Here is a 20,843-nt window from a genome sequence, read left to right as displayed (position 1 = left end):
GAAGGTCGGCCAACACGGCCGCCAGTTCACGGCGTTCGGCGGCGACCGCGGATGGGAGCGACGGCTGGGACGGGTCTTGCGGGCGGTGCGGGTGCTGTGAGTGCTGCTGCGAGGGGTGCTGGTGTTGCCGTCTTCGAAGCCGCCGCGCCGCAGATGCCGGCGCAATTGGCCGCGCAGCCCGGGCGCGGCGGCGCAGACGCCGGACCGGGCCGGTGCGTAGGCCCACGGCCGGCGGAACCGCGTTGCCACACGGCGTACTTCACGGTAGCGAGGGCTCCGGTCCGGCAGCGGCGGGTGTGGGTGCGCGGCGGACCGGAGCCGTGTCGTGCGGGGTTGCCGCGGGCGGGGTCAGCCGGCGGTCAGGCCGCTGTCGTTGTGCAGGATGGCGCCGTGCACGTTGCGGGCCTCCTCGGAGGCGACGTACGAGAACATCGCGGCGATGTCCTCCGGCTGAGCCATCGGACGCGGCGTCATCGCCCGGCCGACCAGGTCCCAGTCCACATCCGCCGGCATCTGGTAGTTCGCGACCAAATTGGTGTCGATGCCGCCCGGCGCGATCGCGTTCACGCGCAGCGGCTGCTTGGCGAACTCCCAGGCCAGCGACCGGGTCAGTTGGACCACGGCACCCTTGCTCATGGTGTAGACGACGCCGTACGCCAGGCCCATCACACCGGCGTTGGACGCGATGTTGACCACGTTCCCGGAACGCTCGAGCAGGTGCGGGATGGCGGCCTGGCACATGAAGAAGTAGCCGTCGATGTTGACGCCCATCATCCGCCGATAGTCCGCCTCGGTGACCTCCAGGACGTGCTCGGCCCGCGCGATGCCGGCCACGTTGCCCAGCACGTCCAGGCCGCCGAACTCGGCCACCGCCGCAGCGACCGCCGCGAAGCACTCGTCGCGGACGGACACGTCGGCGATCCGGGTCGCGACCTTGCCCGCGAGTCCGGCGGCCAGCTCCGCGGTTTCGGCCAGCGCCGCCGCCGCGATGTCCAACGCGAACACGTTCGCACCCTCCGCGGCCAGGCGCAGCGTGGTCGCGCGGCCGACCCCGGAACCCGCTCCGGTGACCACCGCGGTCTTGCCGTCGAACCGGCCGGACACGTGGGCTATCGACATACGTTCACTCCATCGCACGAGAGCGGTGTGGGCCCCGGACAGGCGCCCATGACCAGAGGTGACGGATCGTGCCATAGGCACGATGGGGAAGCCAGGGTCACGCACCGCTGCGCTCGGGGTCACACACGGCGTCCCGGCCGGGCGGACCTGGTGGGGTCGGGGATGTGCGCGGAGCCGGAAGCGGGGTCGGACGGACCGGCCGTCGGCCCGGTCGGGGTCGGCGAACACGCGTCGCCTCACGCAACATATCGGGTTGCCCAGCCCGTCTAACCGACATGGCAAATCGTCGTCGACCTCATGGGGGCACATCAGGATGAGACCCGAAAAGGAGCGTCTGTTCGACGAGTTCGTCACGGCTCGCTATCACGCGCTGCGCCGTACCGCGTACCTGCTGTGCGGAGACTGGCACCAGGCGGAGGATTTGGTCCAGACGGCGCTGACGAAGGTGTACGCGACCTGGCACAGGATGCGGGACACCGATGCGGTCGACAGCTACACCCGCCGCGTCCTGGTGCGCGGCTTCATCGACACCAAGCGCCTGCATTCGGGCCGCGAGGTGCTCTCCGAGGCGTTTCCCGACGCGGCGGCGACGGACGTGGACAGCGCACGGCGCCTGGCGTTGCTCTCGGCACTGGGGCAGGTGTCCCCGGTCTATCGGGCGGTACTCGTTCTCCGCTACTGGGAGGACCAGAGCGTCGAGGAAACCTCGGCGTTGCTCGGCCGGAGCTCCTCGGCCGTGCGATCGGCCGCGAGCCGCGGCTTGGAGCAACTCCGCGCGATCCTGGGTGATTCCGTCCACGACATCGCCCGGCCGTGACCACCTCCGATGTCGATGTTCTCGACGCACATCCCTCGCTCGATCAGGAAACGGAGACACGAACGATGCTCATCCACAACGATCCGGCCACCCTCATGAGAGACATGCTCCCACCGCCGGAGACGGAGCCGCCCGTGCCCGAAGCCCTGCTGCCCGCGGTACGCACGGGCGGCGACCGGCTTCGGCGACGCCGAAGGTCGCTGATCGGTGTCGCGGCCGTGGCCACCGCCACCCTGCTCGCAGGGGGCGCGGCAGGCGCTCTGGCACTCGCCTCCGACGACGGCGGCACCGTCGTCACCGGACCGGCCGCGCAACCCACGTCCTCCGCGCCGCCGACCGGTCCCCCGTCCACGAGCCCCGGACCCCAAGTCCCCTGGCGCGCGGACGATGCCGTCCGACTCGCGCACGACCGACTCCTGGCCGCACTCCGCGCGCAGTTGCCCGTCGGGGTCGCCACCATCGAGGAGTATCCGCACGATGTCTCCCTGTCGTACCTGGCGACGAGGACCGACGGTCAAAAGCTCACTGTCAGCTCGGGCGTCGGATCTCGCCACGCCCCGGGGTCCGCACCCGAATCACCATGCGAGAGCGATCCCGGGATCAACAAGGAGACCGGAGGACCACTGCCCGCCTGGACCGACTGCGTGCGCGGAATCCTCCCCGACGGCTCCAAGACCGTGACCGGTTCACGAACCGTCGACGGCGACACGATCGTGGAACTCCTCATCACAACGCCGAACGGCACCGCGCGCTCACTCAGATCGGGGACACGCAACGACAGAACCGGCGTCCTGCTGGGCGGCCCCCCGCTCACCGGAGGCCAACTCTTCACCCTCGCCTCGCAGCCGGACATCCTCTCGACGATTACCGGGTCCCCCTCCGACGGGGGCTGAACCCACCCCGACAGGCGAAGGCCGGCGCGACGGCCACCACACGGACCCGCCTCCCGCGACACGGTCGTCCCCCGCCGCTCCCCGCTCGGCCAACGCGTCCGTCCGGCCGCCTTCTTCGAGTCGGGGGGGTGCACGTGGCCGTGGGCTCCGATCGAGAGTGCGGGACGGCTTCCGACCGTGTCGGCGGGAGTCCTGGCGGATGGCGTCGGCCGACGGCCTTGGCGTCGGCGGGTGGTCGTGGCGGCGGGTGGTCGTGGCGGTGGGTCAGAGGCCGGCGTCGGCCAGGTCCGGGTCGTCGGCGTGTTCGCGGCGGGCGGCGAGTTCTTCCCGGGCTTGGCTGAGAAGGCGTTCGCCGGAGCGCTCGCCGACGCCGAAGCGGTGGGCGACTTCCTCGCCGGTCAGGTCGGTTTCGGCGGCGAGGAGGGAGACGACGGCGAGGATGCGGTGGTCGCGACGGGCGGCGCTGGTGATGGCCGAGCCGTCCAGCCTGCGGCCCTGGCGCGGGATGTCGTAGTCGATGGGCGCGACAGGGGGCGTTTCGACGGGTTCGATGCTCGGCGGCTCCGCCGGGGGTTCGGGCATCGGCGAGGGAGCGGAAGTGTCGTTGCCTGCCGCCGACTCGGCCGGAGTCGGCGGGGGAGGCGGGGCGACGTTCGGCGCCTCGCGGCGGGGGGCGGGCGCGGGCGTGACGGGAGGTATCGGGTCGGCGGTGGGCCGGCCGGCACCGCCGGAGGTGGTGGTGGGGACGGACGCCTGGTCGTGGGTCGCCACCGGGTCCGGGTTGCCGGCGCGGCGGGCGCGTGGTTGGTGGTGCTGGTGCGGATTCGTGGGGCGAGGCGCCGTCGGTCGCGGGGTGGTCTCGGCCGTGGCCGCCGCGTCGCGACTCGGGGCGGGGGTGTCGAGCGGCGTGACGGCCGGGTCCGGGTCCGGGTCCGGGTACGAACCCGTCGTGGTCGACGACGGGACGGCTCCGTCCGCGGACGAGGGTGGCGCGTCGGTCGTCGGACGAGGTTCCGCCGTGCCGCCCGGCGATGCTTGGGGCGCAGCGCGGTGTGGGTCACCCTGCCAACGCACGTCGGCGGCCGGGTGGTGATGCAGGTCTCCGCCACCCCACGAGTGGGCGTCCTCCTGCTCGTACGCACCGACGACGTTCCGGGGCTCCGCTTCGGGATCGCGGTTCTCGTCGATACCGTCCGGCAGACCGATGGCCGCCGGGTGGGAGTACGACGGGTCTTCGGCACCCTGCGCAGCGGTGGGGGCGCCGTGGGCACGGTGGGCGTCATGGGACATGGCGATGGGATCCGACGCCGTGATACCCGCCACTCGGTCCGGGTCCGGGTCGTCCGGCCACGCGCCTGCCGCCCGGCGATGCGCGCCCTCTCGGCCGGAGGACTCGGACCGCACGTCACGAGGCGGGTTCGTGGCACCCGCCACAGCCACGTCCGCCACATGCCGGCGCGCACCCGGTGCACGCGAGCCGTCATGGCGCGTACGCGCGCCACCCGGCGGCAGGAGACCGCCCTCGGGTACAGCGGCCACGGAGCTTCGGGCCCGCTCCCCCGCATCCGGCGCTCCGGCCGGCGCGGCTGCGGCTCCCGGGTCGCCGTATCGCGCCGACGCGTCCGGGGCGGGCGGGCGGGGGTGGTGGGTCCTCGGTGGGGCGGGCTCGATGTTTCGGGGACGGTGGTTGGTATCGCGTGCCGCCGGGGACGCGGCCTGCGGGCGGCTCGGGTTGTCGGGTGCCGCAAGCCTGGTCGCGGGTTCGGGCATTGGTGTCGCGGCTCGCGTGCCGGTCGCGGCTCGGGTCGGGTGCTCGGTCTGCGGCCGGTGCGGGGCCGCGTGCTCGGCGTTCGGGTCGGCGTTGCGTGCGGCCGGCCCGGGCGACCAGGCCCTCGTGTCCCGGTCCACCTCCTCCGCACCGGCACGCGAAGTCGGCGTCCGGACGCCGTTGTTCGGCGAGGCCGGCGCCGGGTGTCGGTGGAGGTGCTCGTGGCCCTGTGCGGCATGGCCCGGCTCCGGAACGGTCGGGGCGGGCACGGTGGACGACGGGTCGAGAGGGGCCGAGACGGCGACACCGGCCACGCGGCGGGCCGGGGTCGGGCGTGGGGTGCCGCCCCGGGTGGTCGTCGCGCCCAGGCGCGGGCGGCCGTCTCGCCGTCGGGCGGGCTCGGTGACGTCCGGGGTGGGCCAGGTCATGTTGGCGAGTCGGCCGACGTCGACCAGGACGCGCAGTTGCGGGAGTACGGCCGCCTCCACCTCGGCGTCGGCCAGCCGCACACGCGCGGCCGTCCGCTGTGCGAATGCCTCGGCGCGACGGTACCGACGATCGATGGCGCGCTTGGGACGCGCGGGCGAACGGCCGGCCCCGTCGACTCGTGCGGCGCGCGCCTCGGTGGCCTGGCGCAGCCGGTACAGCGCGCGGGCCGCGCGACGTTGGCGGACACGTTCGGTCGCTTCGGCCGCGCCCATGTGTTCGTCGCCGGCGAGTTCGGCCAGGACCAGGATCCGCTCGATCGGATGCAGCCAGCGGATCCACCCGACCCGACGGTCGGCGCGTTCGGTCCGCGCGTGCCGCTCCTCGGCCAGGCCCAGCTCCCACAGCACGGCGGCGATCGGCGCCCAGATCCCGAGCGCGAAAGCCTCGCCGAGGTTGGCCCCCTCGCTGGCCGACATGGACGCGGACAGCAGCGCCAGTACCCACACCAGGGCCCCCGACAGACCCGCCGCGGCCCCCCGGGCTGCCCGTCGGCGAGCCCGTAGCGCGCAGACCACCGCGGCGAAGTCCAGCGCGACGAACGGCAGATACGCCCACGGCCCGTGCAGGCCCATGACGTCCCGACCGAACTTGCCGAGCTGCGCCGCCGACAGACCCGCCGCCGCGGCCGAGACCGCCGCCGTCAGCAGGTCCTCGACCCGCCGCCCGCGCCGGTCCCTGGTCGAGGCCCGATCACTCTCCAGCGCCTTGCGGGCCTCCTCGGGCAGGGCCGCGACCCGGGCCCGCTCGGCGACCGCGCGGCGGCGGGCGCGTTCGACGAGGACGGCCGAGGCAAGCACGACGAGGGCTCCGGCCAGATAGGGCCAGTGTCGGGACCAGTCCCAGCCTGCGAGGTCCAGCATGTGTAGGACAACTCCTTCGTCCCGCGCGGGAGGCACGGGTCCGAGTCGGGAAGTACGCGTGTCGATGGGTGTTTCGGGCCGCGGAAGAGGGGTCGAGCGCCGGCGGGAATCCTCCGACGGTCGGAGGGGACCATCCTTCGAACGGGACCGTCGGATCGGTGGGGACGGTCCTTCGGTGGGCGAACCTACCTTCGAGGGCCGGGAGTCTGCTTTCGGCCCCGGCTGACCCGCCTCATCCGACCGCAGCCGCAGTCGGCGATCGGTCGGTGATCGGATCGTCAACTTTCGATGCGACCACCGATACGACCGGTGAGACTCAAGCAACCGGTGAGGCGACGGGCGATGGGCAATGGGTGATCGGACCACCCGGAGCAATCCGATCAGGCGCCGCGGACATCCCCTTCACCGCAGCGGTAGCGGTCGCCACGCACCCGCACCGGCAGGTACGTGCGTACGTGCCGGTGCTCCCCGGTCGGCCGGCACCTTCGGGAGAGCGCCCGATAGCGACCGCGCGAAACCGACCCGTGACGTGGGCAGCGCGGACCACGTACACCCGCGTGACCACGGGGGCTCGAAGTCACGCAGACATGGGGACGCGGAGGCGCCGCCGGATCACACCGAGACCGGAAACCTCACGCACCAGGACGCGCCCCGCGCACCGGGAGGCCCGCACCCACGGCCGCCCGCAACGGCACCCCCGCCGAGTCCGATCGCACTCACCAGGGCCACGCGCCATCGCGCCGACCACGCCGACGGCACCGACCGCGCCACAGCGCCTATCGCACCGCGGCCGCTACGCCGAGACGGCGTCCCGGCCGGCGTCCGAGCGGGCGCCCGGGACGGCACTGGAACCCGCCCCGCGATCGGACCCGGCATCCGCCCCGGAACCCTCCGCCGCGTCCACGTCCGCCTCGGCAAGCTCTCGTCGCGCCCGTGCCACCTGACGTTCGAGTTCGTCCAGGTAGGCCACCGCCGCCGCCCGATCCTGCCGGGCCAGTGTGGTCAGCCAGCGGCGCGGAATGGTGTCCGCGGCCTTGGCCGTGTAGTCGACCACCCGATCGCCCTCGACCTCCGGCTCGATGCCGAGCGAGTCGAGGTAGTTCCGCACCTGCTCGACCGCCGCCGCCGGCGAGAACGCCTCGCCTACCGCCGCCACCGCACCGCGCAGCACCGCCGCCGTCAGCGGTACGGACTCCGCCTCGGCGACCGTGCGGTACACGGTCACGGCCGCCTCGTTCCCGTACCGGCCCGCGAGCGGCACGAGTTCGCGGACCTGGGCCTCGTTCACGGCCTTGAGTCCAATTGGACTCAACGCCTCCGCGATCGGCCATGCCTGGATCAACCGGTCCGCGTACCGGCGCTGCATGTCCCAGCGGTCGAGGCAGTAGTCCTCGAAGGTCTCGTAGCGCGTGCGGTACAGCCGGGCGTCGCGAACGATCTGCAATGCCTTGCCGGCCGCCCAGAACGCGACCCGCAACGTCTCGATCGCCGCCTCGCACGCGGCCAGTTGTCGCTGCTCGTCGTCGATCAGCACCGGGCTGTCGGACAGCGGCCGAAACGGCGTCGGCAGTTCCTTGGCCATGTCGGCGGCGGTGCGCAACCGACGCGGCTCGGCGGCCGTCCTGGGGGCACGTTGACGGCCCATCAGATCGCCTGCTCGATCGCGAGAGCGAGCTTGTAGAAGTCCTCGCGGGCACGCAACGCCGTACCGCTCTCCTTGTATTGGGTGACCACGAGCCCGCCCTCCGCCGCATGAGCGTGAATCTTGTACTTGCGAATCGGCTCCCGTGCCCGGGGGTAGTCGCGTTCGTCTATCCACGCCTCGACCCGGGCCCGGTCGGTCTCCCCGTCGCGCGGATCCCACAGGTTCACCACCGCGATGTACGGAATACCGCGCGGCTTGAGCACCCGCTCGATGGTGTACTCGCTGGGCGACCAGCTCATGAACTCCGGCGTGATCGGAACCACCGCCAGATCCGCCACTTCGAGCATGTCGCGCAGTGCGTCCGCCGCCGCGCCGTGCCCGAGCGGGTCGGTGGCGAGTTCGGCCTCGGGGTCGGTGTCCATGAAGCCCGGGCTGTCCACGACGATACGCGCGACCCCCGGATCCGCCTTGAGCTCGGCGAGCATGCCGGGCTTGCCCTTGGTGGACATGTAGTCGAACGGCAGGAGTTCCTCGGGAACCCGGTCCGCCCAGTCCTCCATCGACCCCTGCGGGTCGATTCCGCACGCGACCACGGGTGCGTCGGCGTCCGGATCGATCGGCCCGGTGGGGGTGAAGTTCTGCCCCTGCACGGCGGCCAGGTTCACCGCGATGGTGCTCTTGCCGACACCACCCTTGCGGTTGATGACGACCACGACTTTGGCTTTGGGCGGTGACGCCGAACTGCGGGCAGGGCTCATCTGGGACCTCCGTTGGCTTCCCCATCACGGGTACTCGGACGCCGCCCAGCATGCCAGAGCCCCACGAGGCAACCCCGCTTCGGGACGCCCGACACTCCGCGATGTCCACCACATCGGTGATACCGGGCAATCCCGGATGTCCGCGCACGATCCGACAATCCTTGACGGGCCGGCGCATCGCACGGTGGGCGCCGTCGATCATCGGGTCGGATACCGCGTCGTCCGGGGCGGGCCGGGCCCATCAGCCGGTCCACGCGCAGGGTGCGGATGCGTTTGCGGACCAGGGCGTCCGACCCTCCGGTCTTGCTTTATAGGCAAGATGATGTGCTCGAACGGCAAAGCTCGGTTAGCGTCGTTCGCACTCGGCCCCAACGGCTGGGGCACCCACGGACAAGGGACTGCGACATGACTGCGACGACCGGCGCATATGCGACCGACCGGCCGCCGGGTGAAACTTTCGACGCCGTGGTGATCGGCGGCGGCGCCGCCGGACTGAGCGGCGCGCTGATCCTGGCGCGTTCCCGCCGCTCGGTGGTCGTGATCGACAGCGGCACCCCACGCAACGCGCCCGCCGAGGGCGTGCACGGCCTGCTCGGCCTGGACGGAATCCCCCCGAGCGAGTTGGCGGCGCGAGGCCGTGCAGAGGTCCGCCGCCACGGCGGCACGGTGATGGCCGGCGAGGTCATCGAGGCCGCTGCGGTTGATCCGTCCGCCGACGGGGATCCGCGCTTCACCGTCACCCTGGCCGACGGCGGCATCCTGCACGCGCGCCGCCTCCTGGTCGCCACCGGGCTGCGGGACGGTCTGCCGGACGTTCCCGGGCTCGCCGAGCACTGGGGTCACGGCGTGGTGCACTGCCCCTACTGCCACGGCTGGGAGGTGCGCGACGAGCCCATCGGCGTCCTGGGGGTGGGCCCGGCGTCGGCCTCGATCCACCACGCGCTGCTGTTCCGCCAGTTGACCGACGACCTCGTCTACTTCACTCGCGGTACCCCACTCGATGAGGACACCCGGGCGCGCTTCGCCGCCCGCGACATCCGTGTCGTCGACACCCCCGTCGACCGGGTCGTGGCCGCCGAGGGCGGCGGTATCGCGGGCGTGCGCCTGTCCGACGGCCGGCTCATCCCCCGGCGCGTTCTCGCCGTCGCGACCACCATGCGGGCGCGTACCGAGGGCCTGGAGGCTCTGGCGCTGCCGATGCGGGACCTGCCCGGCGGGATGGGACGTCACTACGCCACCGGCATGGCCGGCGCCGGCGAGGTGCCCGGGGTGTGGGTAGCCGGTAACGCCACTGATCCGACCGCCCAGGTCGGCGCCTCGGCAGCGGCCGGCGCCCTGGCCGGCGCCCACATGAATGCCGACCTGGCCGCCGCCGACACCGAGGCGGCCCTCGCCGCCGCGCAGCGCGACAGCGCCCAGGTCTGAGAGCCCGGCCCGCACCCGCACCGGCGCCGCGACCCGCCGCACACCGACCGCGCGGGCGGCGGGCGGGGCCGCCCCCGGCAACCTCCGGTGCTTCGGCTTCGCCGCGGCGCCGATACCGCATGCCCTGTGGTCCGCACTCCTGTGCCCTGCACGCCCCGTGCCCCGCACGCCCATTGAGAGGAACCCATGAGTACGAACCAGCCCACCCACCGGGTAAGCGACGACCCGAGCCGCGCCCCGAGCGAAGGGGTGCCGGACGAACGTCAGCGTCGGATGATCCTGATCACCGTCTGTATCGCGTTGATGGCCGTCATCGCCTCGGTGTCCGGACTCAACGTCGCCCAGCCCGACCTGGCCATCGCCTTCGGCGCCTCGCAAGGCACGATCCTGTGGATCATCAACATCTACACGCTCGGCCTGGCCGCACTCCTGCTGCCGCTCGGCGCGATCGGCGACCGCTTCGGCCGCAAGCCGATGCTGTTGGCGGGCCTGATCGTCTTCGGCGTCGCCGGCGTGGCGGCAGGTCTGGCCCCGTCGGCCGAAGTCATGCTTGCCGCACGCCTGTTCAGTGGCGTGGGTGCGGCGATGATCATGCCCATCACCCTCGCTGTCATCACCTCGACCTTTCCCGAGGAGGAACGGGGGCGGGCGATCGGTGTGTGGACCGGGGTGGCCGGAGGTGGCGGCGTCCTGGGGATGTTCCTCTCGGCCGCCCTGGTCGACGTGGCCAACTGGCGGTGGCTGTTCGTCCTGCCCGTCGCACTCGTCGTCGCCGCCTTCGCCATGGCGCTGCGGTCCGTCCCCGATTCCCGCGAGGCATCCGCGCACGCCTTCGACACCGTCGGCGCGCCGGCCTCGGTCGTAGCGGTTGTCGGGCTGATCTTCGCCCTCCAGGAAGGGCCCGAGCGAGGCTGGACCGCCCCCGTGGTCCTGCTCGGCCTCGTCGTAGGTGTCCTCGCCGGCATCGGCTTCGTGGCCTGGGAACTGCGCCTTCGCGATGCCGCACTCCTGGACGTACGCCTGTTCGGCAAGCGGGCCCTGGCCGGTGGCTCGATCACACTCCTGGTGGTCTTCGGAGTTCAAGCGGGTATCTTCGTGGTCCTTTTCCCGTTCCTCCAGGCCGTCCTCGGCTTCTCGGGCCTGCTGTCCACCGTGGCGCTGATGCCCATGGCCGTGCTGATGATGGCGGCGTCCGGGCTGGCCCCACGGCTCGCCGCGCGTATCGGCGCTCGCGCGACCATGGCCGCGGGCATCCTCCTGGCCGGTGCCGGCCTCGCGCTCATGGCCGCCATCGTCTCGGTCGACGGCGGCTACCTGTCCGTCCTCCCCGGCATGCTCGCCATGGGCAGCGGCATGGGCCTGTCGATGACGCCCGCCACCGAGGCGATCACCGGCGCCCTCCCGCACGAGCACCAGGGCGTCGCGTCCGCGCTCAACGACGTCACCCGCGAATTCGGCACCGCCCTCGGCGTCGCCCTGCTCGGAGCGCTCCTGTCCTCCGGCTATCGCAAGGCCATCGACTCCCGACTCGCCGGCGTGCCCCAGGGCCCCGCCGACACCGCGCGCGAAGGCGTTGCCAACGCCCTCGACGTGGCGAACCAGACGGGACCACACACGCAGACGGTGATCCGCGCGGCCCAGGAATCCTTCGTCGAAGGCTGGCAGCAGGCCATGTGGGCGGGAGTCGCCGTCATGGCCGCCCTCTTCTTCTACGTCCTCGCCCGAGGACCACAGTCCCCCACTCGCCCGTCGGCGAACGAACCGGAACCGGCCGAGGCGAAAGCTCCGTAACGCCGGACCATCGGGCGAAGCCTCGGGCCTCGGCGCGCACGTCGCCCACGCACGGTCGGCCAACTCGCCTCGCACGCCGCACGGTACGTGGCGCGCGACCGCGGCCGACCGTCCGCCGGGGCTCAGCCGCGAAGGATGACGGCGGCATCGGCAAAGAAGCGGTCGCCTGCCGCGGCAGCGGACGGGGCCACCTGGTCCATGGTCAGGAAGCCGTGGATCATCCCGGGCTCGCGACGGTGCCGGACACGGACTCCGGCGGCGGCGAGGCGGGTGGCGTACTCGTCGCCCTCGTCGCGAAGTGGGTCGTGCTCGGCGGTAACCACCACGGCCGGCGGCAGGCCCGACAGGTCGGCGGCGAGCAGCGGGCTGACCGTCGGATCGGCGCGACGGGCCACATCCGGAACGAAGTTGGCCACGCCCCACGCGACGGCGTCGGTGGTCAGGCCCCAACCGGTGGACTTGTCACGCGTACTCGGTCGGGACAACGTCAGGTCCGTGTTGGGAAACGCAAGAATCTGCGCCGCGGGCAACGGGCCGCCCTCGGCGCGCATCCGCAGACAGGTCAGAGCCGCCAGGTGGCCGCCCGAACTGTCCCCCGCGACCGCGGGCCTTCCCGCCGCACCCGACAGTTCGCGTGCGTGCTCGGCGGCCCAGCGAAAGGCCGTGGCGGCATCGTCGGGCCCGGCCGGCCAGGGGTGTTCGGGGGCCAGGCGGTAGTCGACGGCCAGTACGGCGATCCGCGCGGCGAGGGCGAGTCGGCGGCACAACCGGTCGTGCGACTCCAGACCGCCGATGGTCCACATCCCGCCGTGCAGAAAGACCACCAGCGGGAGCGGATCGAGGGTGGGTCGGTACAGGCGGGCCGCAATCGGTGGCATGGTCACCGCGGGGCCATCCACGACAACGTCCCGAACCTCGGCAAGATCGGGGCCGGACGGCCGCTCCGCAAGACGCCGTCGCTGCCGCCGCCGCATCTCGACGGCACCCAACTCCCGCGCACCGGGCCCACCCATGCGCCGCTCGGCCTCCAGGTAGGCGGCAAGCTCCCGGTCCGCGAGAGCTCCCACTTGCTCATCACCCATGTCACCAGCTTGCCGGCCACCCCGCCACGACCTATTGCGGATATAATAGATCCGTGATTTCCAGATAGACTCGGGACATGACGTCGCCGCAAGAGTCATCGCCGCGGCCCGCGACGGGGCGCATCATCTTCCTGAACGGCACCTCCAGTTCCGGCAAGTCCAGCGTCGCCGCCGAACTGCTGCGCATCCTCGAACCATCGCACTACCACCTCGCGGTGGACGCCTTCCACGCCATGCGGTCGAAACGGCACATCCCGCCGGACCTCGTGGATGCCGAGATCGACCGTACGGTCAAGGGCTTTCATCGTGCGGTCGCCGGCATGGCCGCCGCCGGCAATCCTGTCGTGGTGGACCACGTCCTCGGCAAGCGTTGGCGCCTGCTCGATTGCCTGGAGGTGTTGCCCGCCGAGGATGTGGTTCTGATCGGATTACGTTGCCCACGCGTCGAGTTGCTGCGTCGTGAACAGGCGCGCGGGGATCGGCCGCCGGGCCTGGCGGCACTTCAGTTCGACCGGGTGCACGCGCACGGCGTGTACGACCTCGAATGCGACACGCACGCCTACAGCCCCGCCGAATGCGCCCGTCGGATCCGCGACTTCCTGCCACACCGCCCGAGCCCCACCGCCTTCGAACGCCTGCGCCGAATACTGCTCGACGGGTGAAACGCGTGGCACCGAAGCACGGACGATCCGGATGACCCGGATGACCCGGACGACCCGGACGACCCGATGCCGAGCGGGCACGGGACGGGTACCTCCCAGCGGGTCGGGTCCGCGCGACACGGGCCCGATTCCCGCCGGCCCGGTAACGTCTCGTCGCGTGATCCACGGCCGACAGGGAACGCGGACGACGTCGTGGTGGCGTGGCGCGGTGATCTACCAGGTGTACCCGCGCAGCTTCGCCGACGGCGACGGCGATGGAACCGGGGACCTGGCCGGCGTGCGGGAGCGGCTACCGTACCTGGCCGAATTGGGCGTGGACGCCCTGTGGTTCAGCCCCTGGTATCCCTCACCGATGGCCGACGGCGGCTACGACGTGGCCGACTACCGGGGCGTGGCACCGGAGTTCGGCACGCTGGCCGGTGCGGAGAAGTTGATCACCGATGCGCTGGAACTGGGCATCCGCACGATCGTGACATCGTGCCCAACCACGTCTCCAGCGAGCACCCGTGGTTCCGCGCGGCGATCGCCGACCCGGCGGCGCCCGAACGCGAGTTGTTCTGGTTTCGGCCCGGGCGCGGCGTGCACGGCGAACTGCCGCCCAACAACTGGGTATCCGAATTCCACGGCCCGGCCTGGACCCGGTCCACCGACCCCGACGGCACGCCCGGCGACTGGTACCTCAACCTGTTCGACTCGCGGCAACCGGACCTCGACTGGGGCCACCCGCGCGTGCGCGAGGAGCACGAGGACGTACTGCGGTTCTGGTTCGACCGCGGCGCGTCGGGAGTGCGGATCGACTCGGCGGCGCTGTTGGAGAAGGACCCGGCGCTGCCCGACCTGGATCCGGAATCGACCGCCCCGCACCCGTACGTCGATCTCGACGGGCTGCACGCCATCTACCGCTCGTGGCGCACGATCGCCGATTCCTACCCGGATCCGCGGGCGCTGATCGGCGAGATCTGGCTGCCGGACACCGAGCGCTTCGCCCGCTACCTGCGCCCGGACGAGTTGCACACCGCGTTCAACTTCGACTTCCTGTCCTGCCCGTGGGAGCCCGCGCGGCTGCGCGCGTCGATCGAGGGCACGCCGGCCGCGCACGCGCCGGTGTCCGCGCCCGCGACCTGGGTGCTCGCCAATCACGACGTGACCCGGACGGTGACCCGGTACGGCCGCGCGGACACCTCGTTCGGCTTCGCCGCCAAGGCGCGCGGCGTGCCCACCGACCCGGTACTCGGGATGCGTCGGGCGCGGGCCGCGGCGCTGCTCACGTTGGCGCTGCCGGGCGCGGTGTACGTCTACCAGGGCGAGGAGTTGGGGCTGCCGGAGGTGGAGGACATCCCGCCGGCGGCGTTGCAGGATCCGATGGCCCTTCGCTCGGGCGGCACTTCGCCGGGGCGGGACGGTTGCCGCGTACCGCTGCCCTGGTCGGGGGACGCGCCGCCGTACGGCTTCAGCCCGGCACGCGCGTCGGCGCCGCCGTGGCTGCCGCAGCCGACCGACTGGGCCGACCGGACCGCGGCGGCGCAGAGCGGTGACCCGACGTCGATGTTGTCGCTGTACCGGGCCGCGATCCGGCTGCGCCGCGCGGAGTCGGCGCTCGGCGACGGCGACCTGACGTGGTTGCCGGGGACGCCGCCGGACGTGCTCGCGTTCGGGCGCGGCGACCGGTTCGCGTGTGTGGTCAACCTGGGTCGGGAGTCCGCGGAACTACCCGCTCACCGCGAACTCCTGCTGTCGAGCGGGCCGGTGGCTGTCGATGGCGGCCTTCCGTCGGATACGGCGGCCTGGTTGCGATTGTGACCGAGGAGCCGACCGCCGGCCCACCGGTCGCAGGTCCGTCGGTGGGACCGCGGTCGGTGGTCGAGGCATTGCCCTGGGGGGGTCGCCGATCGCTCGTTCACGTTCACCCCTGCGCGTGCCGGTCGATCGGCAGGCCGAAGGAGGGGAACAGGTCGGCTCGGTGGAACGCCGGCACGGCGCGGACGGTGAGGGCCCGGGCGAATCCCGTGGTGGGGGCCGCGTAGCCCCCGCCGGCGGCGGCGAACACGGTCGCCAGGACGGCGACTCCGACGACACCCCCGAGTCGGCGCATCATGGAGTGGATACCGGAGGCGATGCCGACTGCTTCGCGGGGCAGCGCTCCGACACTCGCACTCTGCGTCGCCGGCATCGCCGTGGAAACGCCACAGCCGATCCGCTATCGGACCAAGCCCGAGGCGGCCGAGGAGAATCAGCGCCTGATCGAGAACGTCTTCGCGGAGCCGGAGAGCACGGCACCGCCCGGCCTGCGGTACAGCAGCTTCCGACTGACCGACGGTGTCACCTTCGTCCACGTCGTCGACGGCGACGGCCTCGCCGAATCGGCCGCCTTCCGCGAGTTTCAGCGCAACCTCGGGCGAGACAGGGCGCGATCGTGGTGGCGGCATGATCCGCCGCCGCGTCATCCGGCGAAGCCGCCACGCTGACGACCGGCACCTACGAGGCGTGGTCGCCAGGGCAGACGTTGCCCGATGTGGACCGGGTGGTCGTCGGTTCCCTGGCGGCCGTGACGACGGCCGCCAGGTCCGCGCCCGCTCGGAGCAGCGCCACGGTCCGAATGGCGATTCGGTCGAGGCGCTGTTGCAGGATGCGTTGGGTCTCTCCCAGACCGTCGAGTCGGCCCAGGGAACCCATGATCTCGCGCACTGCGGGAATGCCGTACCCGCTGCTGCGGAGGGCCGCAACGATTCGGGCCGCTCCGGCGGCGGAAGGACCGTAGCGGCGGGCTTGCAGGGACGTCACCCGCTCGGGGGTGACAAGCCCTTCCTGCTCCCAGAACCGCAGGGTGGAGGGACGTACATCGAGCGCCCCGGCGAGCTCTGTGATCGTCAGCGCGTCACTGTCCTGCTCGAACTCGGGTGGGTGCGCTTCGGCCTGGATCGCGCGCAACGCTTGTTGGGCGTGAAGGGCCTCCTCTCGTTCCCGCGCGAGCCGAACATGGACGGTGCCGATCGCCGAGGCTGCCTCCGTGATCGTCACGGTTCGCAGTTCCGCGAGCATCTGCCGGGCTGTGACGGGCCCGACAGCACCCGCGAGTCCTCGATAGGCGCGAAGGGCGTGCACGTGCACTGGTGTGTAGGAACGGTAACCGTTGCTCGATCGCACGGCCGGGGGAATGACTCCCAGCCGTTCCAGGTCGCGAACCTGTTGCACCGAGTACCCCGACTTCATGGCGACATCGGTGGTTCGGAGCGGTACCCGTTGCGAACCGCTCACCAGCTCGCCCATCGCCAACCCCACATAAGCACTTGAAGGTGATGCTTGAACCATGAGTATGGAGCAGATCATCGCGACCGTGCGAGGCTTCACCGGCGCGCTCGTGGTCGTCCCGGAGCCGGGCGGCGAGTTCCCCGAGCCTGCGTGGGGGGATGCGTTCTTCTACTACGCCCCCGACGGTCGGATGCCTCGAAACGTCCAGCCCTACGGAACGATCGTCGTCAAGAATCACCCCGGCGACGCCGCTTCCGACCTTGACCCTCCCGGCCGCCTGCGCGTGAACATCCACACCGACCCTGTGACGTTCCGAGAGCTCACGGGGGAGGAGCCGCGCAGCCTCGTCCGACCTCGCGACCATGCAGCCGCCGACTGTGTGATGCCGCACCCGGTATACGGGGCGCTCGGCTGGATCTCGGTCGTCAATCCCGGTGAGAGGACGACGGACACGGTCCTGCGGCTTCTGCGCAGCGCCCACGACGCCGCTCGTGCCAGGTTCGCGCGGCGACACGAAGCGGGGAGGTCTCCGGAGACTCGCTGACGGCCGTCCGGCCCGCCGGCTGCCGGTCGTCGGAGTGGACGCGCACACCGGCGAGCATCGTGCCTTCGCGAAGGACCCCGGGGTCGCCCTGGTCGCCGCGGTCGCGCGGTGCCGGGGGTGCGGCCGCCGGTCACCATCGGCGACACGCGATACATCGGCGGCGGCGTCCGCTCGTCCATGGTTGGGCGCAGTGAACGAAGACGATCATGCGCATCGAGCCGTCGATCTGCGAGCCGCGCCCCGCCGGCCGCAGGTCGACGGCTACCTCTACCGCCCTACCGCGAGGTCGGCGCCCGGGTCGCCGTCAGGTGCCGGGGAGATGCGTTTACTCGGACGCCGGCTGATTCGGCGATGTGCGGCGTACCGTGGCGGAAGAGACACACCACACCCCCGGGGGTCGCCGTGAACGTGCCATCCGACCTGTCCATGGGCGAGCGCATTCGTTGGCTGCGTGAGCGTCGCGGTATGAGTCGACCGGTTCTCGCCGGCCTCTGCGGACGCGGGCCCGATTGGCTCAAGAAGATCGAGAACGGCGAGCGCCCGCTGCGCGACTACCGCCTGCTGCTCCGGGTCGCGGCGAACCTTGGCCTGACCGATCTCGGCGTCCTCACCGGGACGGGCGACGTCATGCAGCCCATTTCGCCGGCATTGCACCACGAGTCGATCCCGCAGATCTGGACCGCCGTCAAGCGCCGGCATCACACACCCGGCGCGAGCGTGAGTCCGGACGTGCCGTCGCTCCGAGCCCGGTTGGACGCGGCGTGGACGTTGTGGCACAGCGCCCGCTTCAACCGTACGCAAATCGGCGCACTTCTCCCTGATCTGATCACCGACGGCGAGCTCGCGGTTCGTGTTCTCGACGGACCCGCCCGTCGCGAGGCTTACGCGGTGCTGGCCACCATCTACCACCTCGCCCAGCAACACATCGCGTACATCGCACCCGCGGAACTCGTGTGGGTGGTGGCCGATCGCGGCATGTCCGCCGCGCAGTACGCGGACACGCCGGAAGCTCTCGCGGGTGCGGCTTGGTGTTACGGCAATGCCCTGCGCGAGGCGGCCGATCCGGGTGAGGCATTGACGGTGGTGACCGAGGCTGCCGAGGACATGCGTCCACACCTGGAGGGCCTCTCGGATGATGCCCGAGGTCTCTACGGTGCCTTGCGTCTGCATGCGGCGGTCACCCACGCCAGGCAGGGTAACGAGGGGGAAGCCTGGGCGAGTTGGCGCCGGGCCGATGCGGTGGCCAAGAGCCTGCCTGCGGGCTGGGTCCACCGCTGGACGGTATTCGGTCGGGCAAATGTGGACTTCCACGCCGTGAGCGTGTCGGCCGATCTGCGCGCCGCAGGTACCGCGCTGGACTACGCGGATCGCGCTGATCCGTCCGCGATGCCCAGTATGGAACGGCAGTCACGACTGTGGACCGAGGCGGCCCGCAGCCACCTCCAACGCGACGATCACACGGCGGCGTTGCATCTGATGCGGCGCTCCGTCGAGGTTGGTCCCGAGGCGGTGCGCTACACCCCCGCCTCGCGCGCAGTGATCGCGGAACTCTGGCGAACCACTCGCGGTCCGCTGCACCGCGAGGTGGTGACTCTCGCCGAGGACGTCGGCGTCCTGGCCGGCTGACCGGAGCGGCTGAACCGGAACACTCGACAGGGACGGCTTGTCCCCCTTCGCAATAGGGGACGAACTGTCCCTGTCGTTGCGTGATCGCCCCGCTACGTTCGGGTGACTTCCGCTCGGCGAGAGGGACGCAATGACTCGGCGCCTGTGCACACATGCCGCGCTCACGCTCGACAGTGCACCCATCCTGAACCAGGCCACCGGTGAGCTTCGGCTTCCGATCACGCTCTACGACGTGGACCGGGAGGTGGGGCGGGTCGACCTGGTGGTCTCCGGAATCGAATCCGCTTCCCCACGCTGCCTGAGGCCAGACACCGCAACCGTGGGCCCCTCGGGCTTCGAGGACCGGCCCATCGCGGTCCGCCTGGAGGGCCAGGGCAGCGTAACCACGGTCCACTGGACACGCGAGCAGTTCCGCAACATGGTCCAGGCGGGTCAGGCCGAACTGGCACGCACTCTGCCGGGGCCGATCATCCAGCGCTGCGGCACTCAGGGAAACCGCTGACCCGCTGCTCGCCCGACCAAGGGCACCGAATCCCGCCCCGAGCATCACGTGTTCGCCGCCGCAACCCCATCTCTGGAGTCTCCGTGACCGACACCCAAGCGGCCCTCGCGACCGTTACCCTGCCCGCCTGGACCGTGCGCCTCGCGCCCAGCAGTCGACCGCGACAGCCCTGGCGGGTGGACTTCTTCTCCCTCGGCAACCACCCCGTCGGCGAGGAACCCGACCGGGCCACCGCCCACCTCACCGACGCCGAAGCCACCGCCCTCGCCGCGACCCTGATGCGCCCGGGCCACCCCGACGAGCCCACACCCGCACCCGCACGCGCCCGGCTCGTCCGTGACGGATTCGGGCTGCGCCTACGAGTGTTCGTCGCACCCGCCGACGACGAACCCGGCGTCGTCGCCCACGTCCGGGAACACCACCGACTCGTCCTGCTCCACCACCTCGCCCGACACCGACCCGACCTCATCCCCACCATCGCCCCACCCGACCCGCGCCTGTGCCTGGGCCCGGTCCCGGTCACCGGCCTGACCATCGACCAGGCGGGCGAACTCCACNCCCGCCTCGGCCGATGGCTCGACAGCGAAGGACTCCGCGCCGCCGTCACCGACCGCGACGTCATCCACCACATGACACCCACCACATGACACCCACCGAAACGGGCTGACCACCCACCACGCCCCCGCATCAACCGAACGCGGCTCGGTTGGTGGTCAGGAAGTCGGTGAAGGCGCGGGGTTTGTGACCGGTCAGGTTCTCGACCTCGGGGGTTGTGGCCGTCAGGGAGCCGGTGCCGACATCGGACCACAAGTGGGCCACGTCGGTGGCGAATCGTCGAGGGAGGCCCTGTTCGGTGAGGCGTTCGGTCATGTCGTCGGGGCTCAGGGTGACCACGTGGACGGGTTTGTCGAGGGTCTCGGACAGATGTCCGGCGATCTCGGCCATCGTGAGGGCTTCCGGGCCGGTGAGGATGAACGTCGCTCCAGCGCCTCGCGGTTCGGTCAGCAGCACGGCCGCGCAGGCGGCGATGTCCCGGCAGTCGACGTACGACACGGGCGCGTCGTGCGCCGGAGCGATCAGGCTGCCGTCGGCGCTGAACGTGCCCGCTCCGGTGAGGAAGTTCTGCATGTAGCCGCTGGGCTGAAGCAGGGCCCATTCGATGCCGGACGCCTTCAGGTGCTGCTCGATGTCCCAGTGCGCGCCCTGGGCGAGCCGGCCACCCTGCTGTGCGCGCCAAACCGAAACCTTGACGATTCGCCGCACACCGGCCCGCCCGGCCGCGTCGATGAGGGTCCGCTGCTGGGCGACCATGGGCTGCGGCCCGCCGTCGGCGGTCGGTGTCGCGCCGGGGCCGTTGAGCAGGACGCGGTCGACACCGATCAGCGCCGCGGCGATCGAGTCGGGATCGTCGAAGTCCCCGACGACGTACGGGCAGCCCAATGCCCGACCCTTGGCCGCATCCCGGACGAGCGCCTTGAACGGCGCTCGGAGTTCGTCGAGTCGGCGGACCAGATGCCTGCCGATGGATCCGGTGGCGCCGGTGACCAGGATCATGTGCTGCTCCTTGGACTAAAGTGAGGGTGCCTCGGAATAATAAGTCGAGGCACCCTCGA

Annotated in this window: 17 protein-coding genes and 1 pseudogene; 10 read left to right on the top strand and 8 right to left on the bottom strand. The window is 71.6% G+C overall.

All coding sequences use genetic code 11. From position 1 onward, the window contains the following. Positions 1-348 precede the first annotated feature (348 nt). Positions 349-1,119, bottom strand: coding sequence for an SDR family NAD(P)-dependent oxidoreductase (locus tag A3IC_RS0133000; protein ID WP_205354726.1), 771 nt, complete (start codon positions 1,117-1,119; stop codon positions 349-351). Positions 1,120-1,432: 313 nt separating this feature from the next. On the opposite strand from A3IC_RS0133000, the gene A3IC_RS0132995 reads away from it, so the two are divergent. Together A3IC_RS0132995 and A3IC_RS57890 are read left to right on the top strand one after the other, a co-directional pair. Then, a complete protein-coding gene (locus A3IC_RS0132995; RefSeq protein ID WP_020554353.1) occupies positions 1,433-1,936 on the top strand; it encodes a SigE family RNA polymerase sigma factor in 504 nt (167 codons plus the stop codon). A 65-nt stretch (positions 1,937-2,001) separates the two neighbouring features. After that, a complete protein-coding gene (locus A3IC_RS57890; RefSeq protein WP_158696193.1) occupies positions 2,002-2,829 on the top strand; it encodes a hypothetical protein in 828 nt (275 codons plus the stop codon). 264 nt (positions 2,830-3,093) lie between these two features. Here the strand turns inward: A3IC_RS57890 and A3IC_RS0132985 are convergent, their stop codons facing one another. From A3IC_RS0132985 to A3IC_RS0132975, 3 genes are all read right to left on the bottom strand, one after another. Then, a complete protein-coding gene (locus A3IC_RS0132985) occupies positions 3,094-5,946 on the bottom strand; it encodes a hypothetical protein (RefSeq protein ID WP_026219032.1) in 2,853 nt (950 codons plus the stop codon). 793 nt (positions 5,947-6,739) lie between these two features. Continuing rightward, positions 6,740-7,591, bottom strand: a complete 852-nt coding sequence (locus A3IC_RS62955; RefSeq protein ID WP_020554351.1) for a hypothetical protein — start codon at positions 7,589-7,591, stop codon at positions 6,740-6,742. Then, a complete protein-coding gene (locus tag A3IC_RS0132975; protein WP_052173918.1) occupies positions 7,591-8,349 on the bottom strand; it encodes a ParA family protein in 759 nt (252 codons plus the stop codon). Before A3IC_RS0132975 ends, A3IC_RS62955 begins: the two co-directional genes overlap by 1 nt. A 405-nt stretch (positions 8,350-8,754) precedes the next feature. Here A3IC_RS0132975 and A3IC_RS0132970 point away from each other — a divergent pair, with 405 nt between their 5' ends. Both A3IC_RS0132970 and A3IC_RS0132965 read left to right on the top strand, forming a co-directional pair. Further along, a complete protein-coding gene (locus tag A3IC_RS0132970; RefSeq protein ID WP_026219031.1) occupies positions 8,755-9,774 on the top strand; it encodes an NAD(P)/FAD-dependent oxidoreductase in 1,020 nt (339 codons plus the stop codon). 186 nt (positions 9,775-9,960) lie between these two features. Next, complete coding sequence (locus A3IC_RS0132965; protein WP_026219030.1) at positions 9,961-11,565, top strand: MFS transporter; 1,605 nt, start codon at positions 9,961-9,963, stop codon at positions 11,563-11,565. 122 nt (positions 11,566-11,687) lie between these two features. Here A3IC_RS0132965 and A3IC_RS0132960 read toward each other — a convergent pair whose 3' ends face one another. Next, positions 11,688-12,647, bottom strand: coding sequence for an alpha/beta hydrolase (locus tag A3IC_RS0132960; protein WP_026219029.1), 960 nt, complete (start codon positions 12,645-12,647; stop codon positions 11,688-11,690). Between the two features lie 77 nt (positions 12,648-12,724). Here A3IC_RS0132960 and A3IC_RS0132955 point away from each other — a divergent pair, with 77 nt between their 5' ends. Together A3IC_RS0132955 and A3IC_RS57875 are read left to right on the top strand one after the other, a co-directional pair. Beyond that, positions 12,725-13,309 carry a chloramphenicol phosphotransferase CPT family protein gene (locus A3IC_RS0132955; protein ID WP_020554346.1) on the top strand — a complete coding sequence of 195 codons (585 nt, stop codon included), beginning with the start codon at positions 12,725-12,727 and terminating at the stop codon, positions 13,307-13,309. 31 nt (positions 13,310-13,340) lie between these two features. Then, positions 13,341-15,109, top strand: a pseudogene (locus A3IC_RS57875) (glycoside hydrolase family 13 protein). Positions 15,110-15,212: 103 nt separating this feature from the next. Here the strand turns inward: A3IC_RS57875 and A3IC_RS70265 are convergent. Next, a complete protein-coding gene (locus A3IC_RS70265) occupies positions 15,213-15,401 on the bottom strand; it encodes a hypothetical protein (protein WP_040877504.1) in 189 nt (62 codons plus the stop codon). Between the two features lie 22 nt (positions 15,402-15,423). Here A3IC_RS70265 and A3IC_RS70260 point away from each other — a divergent pair, with 22 nt between their 5' ends. Further along, positions 15,424-15,774 (top strand): hypothetical protein, encoded by a 351-nt coding sequence (locus A3IC_RS70260; protein WP_205354725.1) that lies wholly within the window; start codon positions 15,424-15,426, stop codon positions 15,772-15,774. Positions 15,775-15,784: 10 nt separating this feature from the next. Here the strand turns inward: A3IC_RS70260 and A3IC_RS57865 are convergent, their stop codons facing one another. After that, on the bottom strand, positions 15,785-16,576 hold the full coding sequence (locus A3IC_RS57865; protein ID WP_020554342.1) for a MerR family transcriptional regulator: 792 nt from the start codon (positions 16,574-16,576) through the stop codon (positions 15,785-15,787). A 46-nt stretch (positions 16,577-16,622) separates the two neighbouring features. Here A3IC_RS57865 and A3IC_RS0132930 point away from each other — a divergent pair, with 46 nt between their 5' ends. The 3 genes from A3IC_RS0132930 to A3IC_RS0132920 all read left to right on the top strand — a co-directional run bounded on the left by A3IC_RS0132930 (position 16,623) and on the right by A3IC_RS0132920 (position 19,230). Further along, positions 16,623-17,102 carry a DUF6194 family protein gene (locus tag A3IC_RS0132930; protein WP_040877560.1) on the top strand — a complete coding sequence of 160 codons (480 nt, stop codon included), beginning with the start codon at positions 16,623-16,625 and terminating at the stop codon, positions 17,100-17,102. Positions 17,103-17,453: 351 nt separating this feature from the next. After that, entirely contained in the window at positions 17,454-18,728 is a 1,275-nt protein-coding gene (locus A3IC_RS0132925; RefSeq protein ID WP_205354723.1) for a helix-turn-helix domain-containing protein, read from the top strand. A gap of 130 nt (positions 18,729-18,858) precedes the next feature. Continuing rightward, on the top strand, positions 18,859-19,230 hold the full coding sequence (locus A3IC_RS0132920; protein ID WP_020554339.1) for a hypothetical protein: 372 nt from the start codon (positions 18,859-18,861) through the stop codon (positions 19,228-19,230). A 687-nt stretch (positions 19,231-19,917) separates the two neighbouring features. Here A3IC_RS0132920 and A3IC_RS0132910 read toward each other — a convergent pair. Further along, positions 19,918-20,784 carry an SDR family oxidoreductase gene (locus A3IC_RS0132910; RefSeq protein WP_020554337.1) on the bottom strand — a complete coding sequence of 289 codons (867 nt, stop codon included), beginning with the start codon at positions 20,782-20,784 and terminating at the stop codon, positions 19,918-19,920. Positions 20,785-20,843: the final 59 nt, after the last annotated feature.

Origin of the sequence: Embleya scabrispora DSM 41855, from assembly GCF_000372745.1 — a bacterium.
Lineage (GTDB): Bacteria > Actinomycetota > Actinomycetes > Streptomycetales > Streptomycetaceae > Embleya > Embleya scabrispora.
This window is presented reverse-complemented; position numbering and strand designations above follow the sequence as displayed.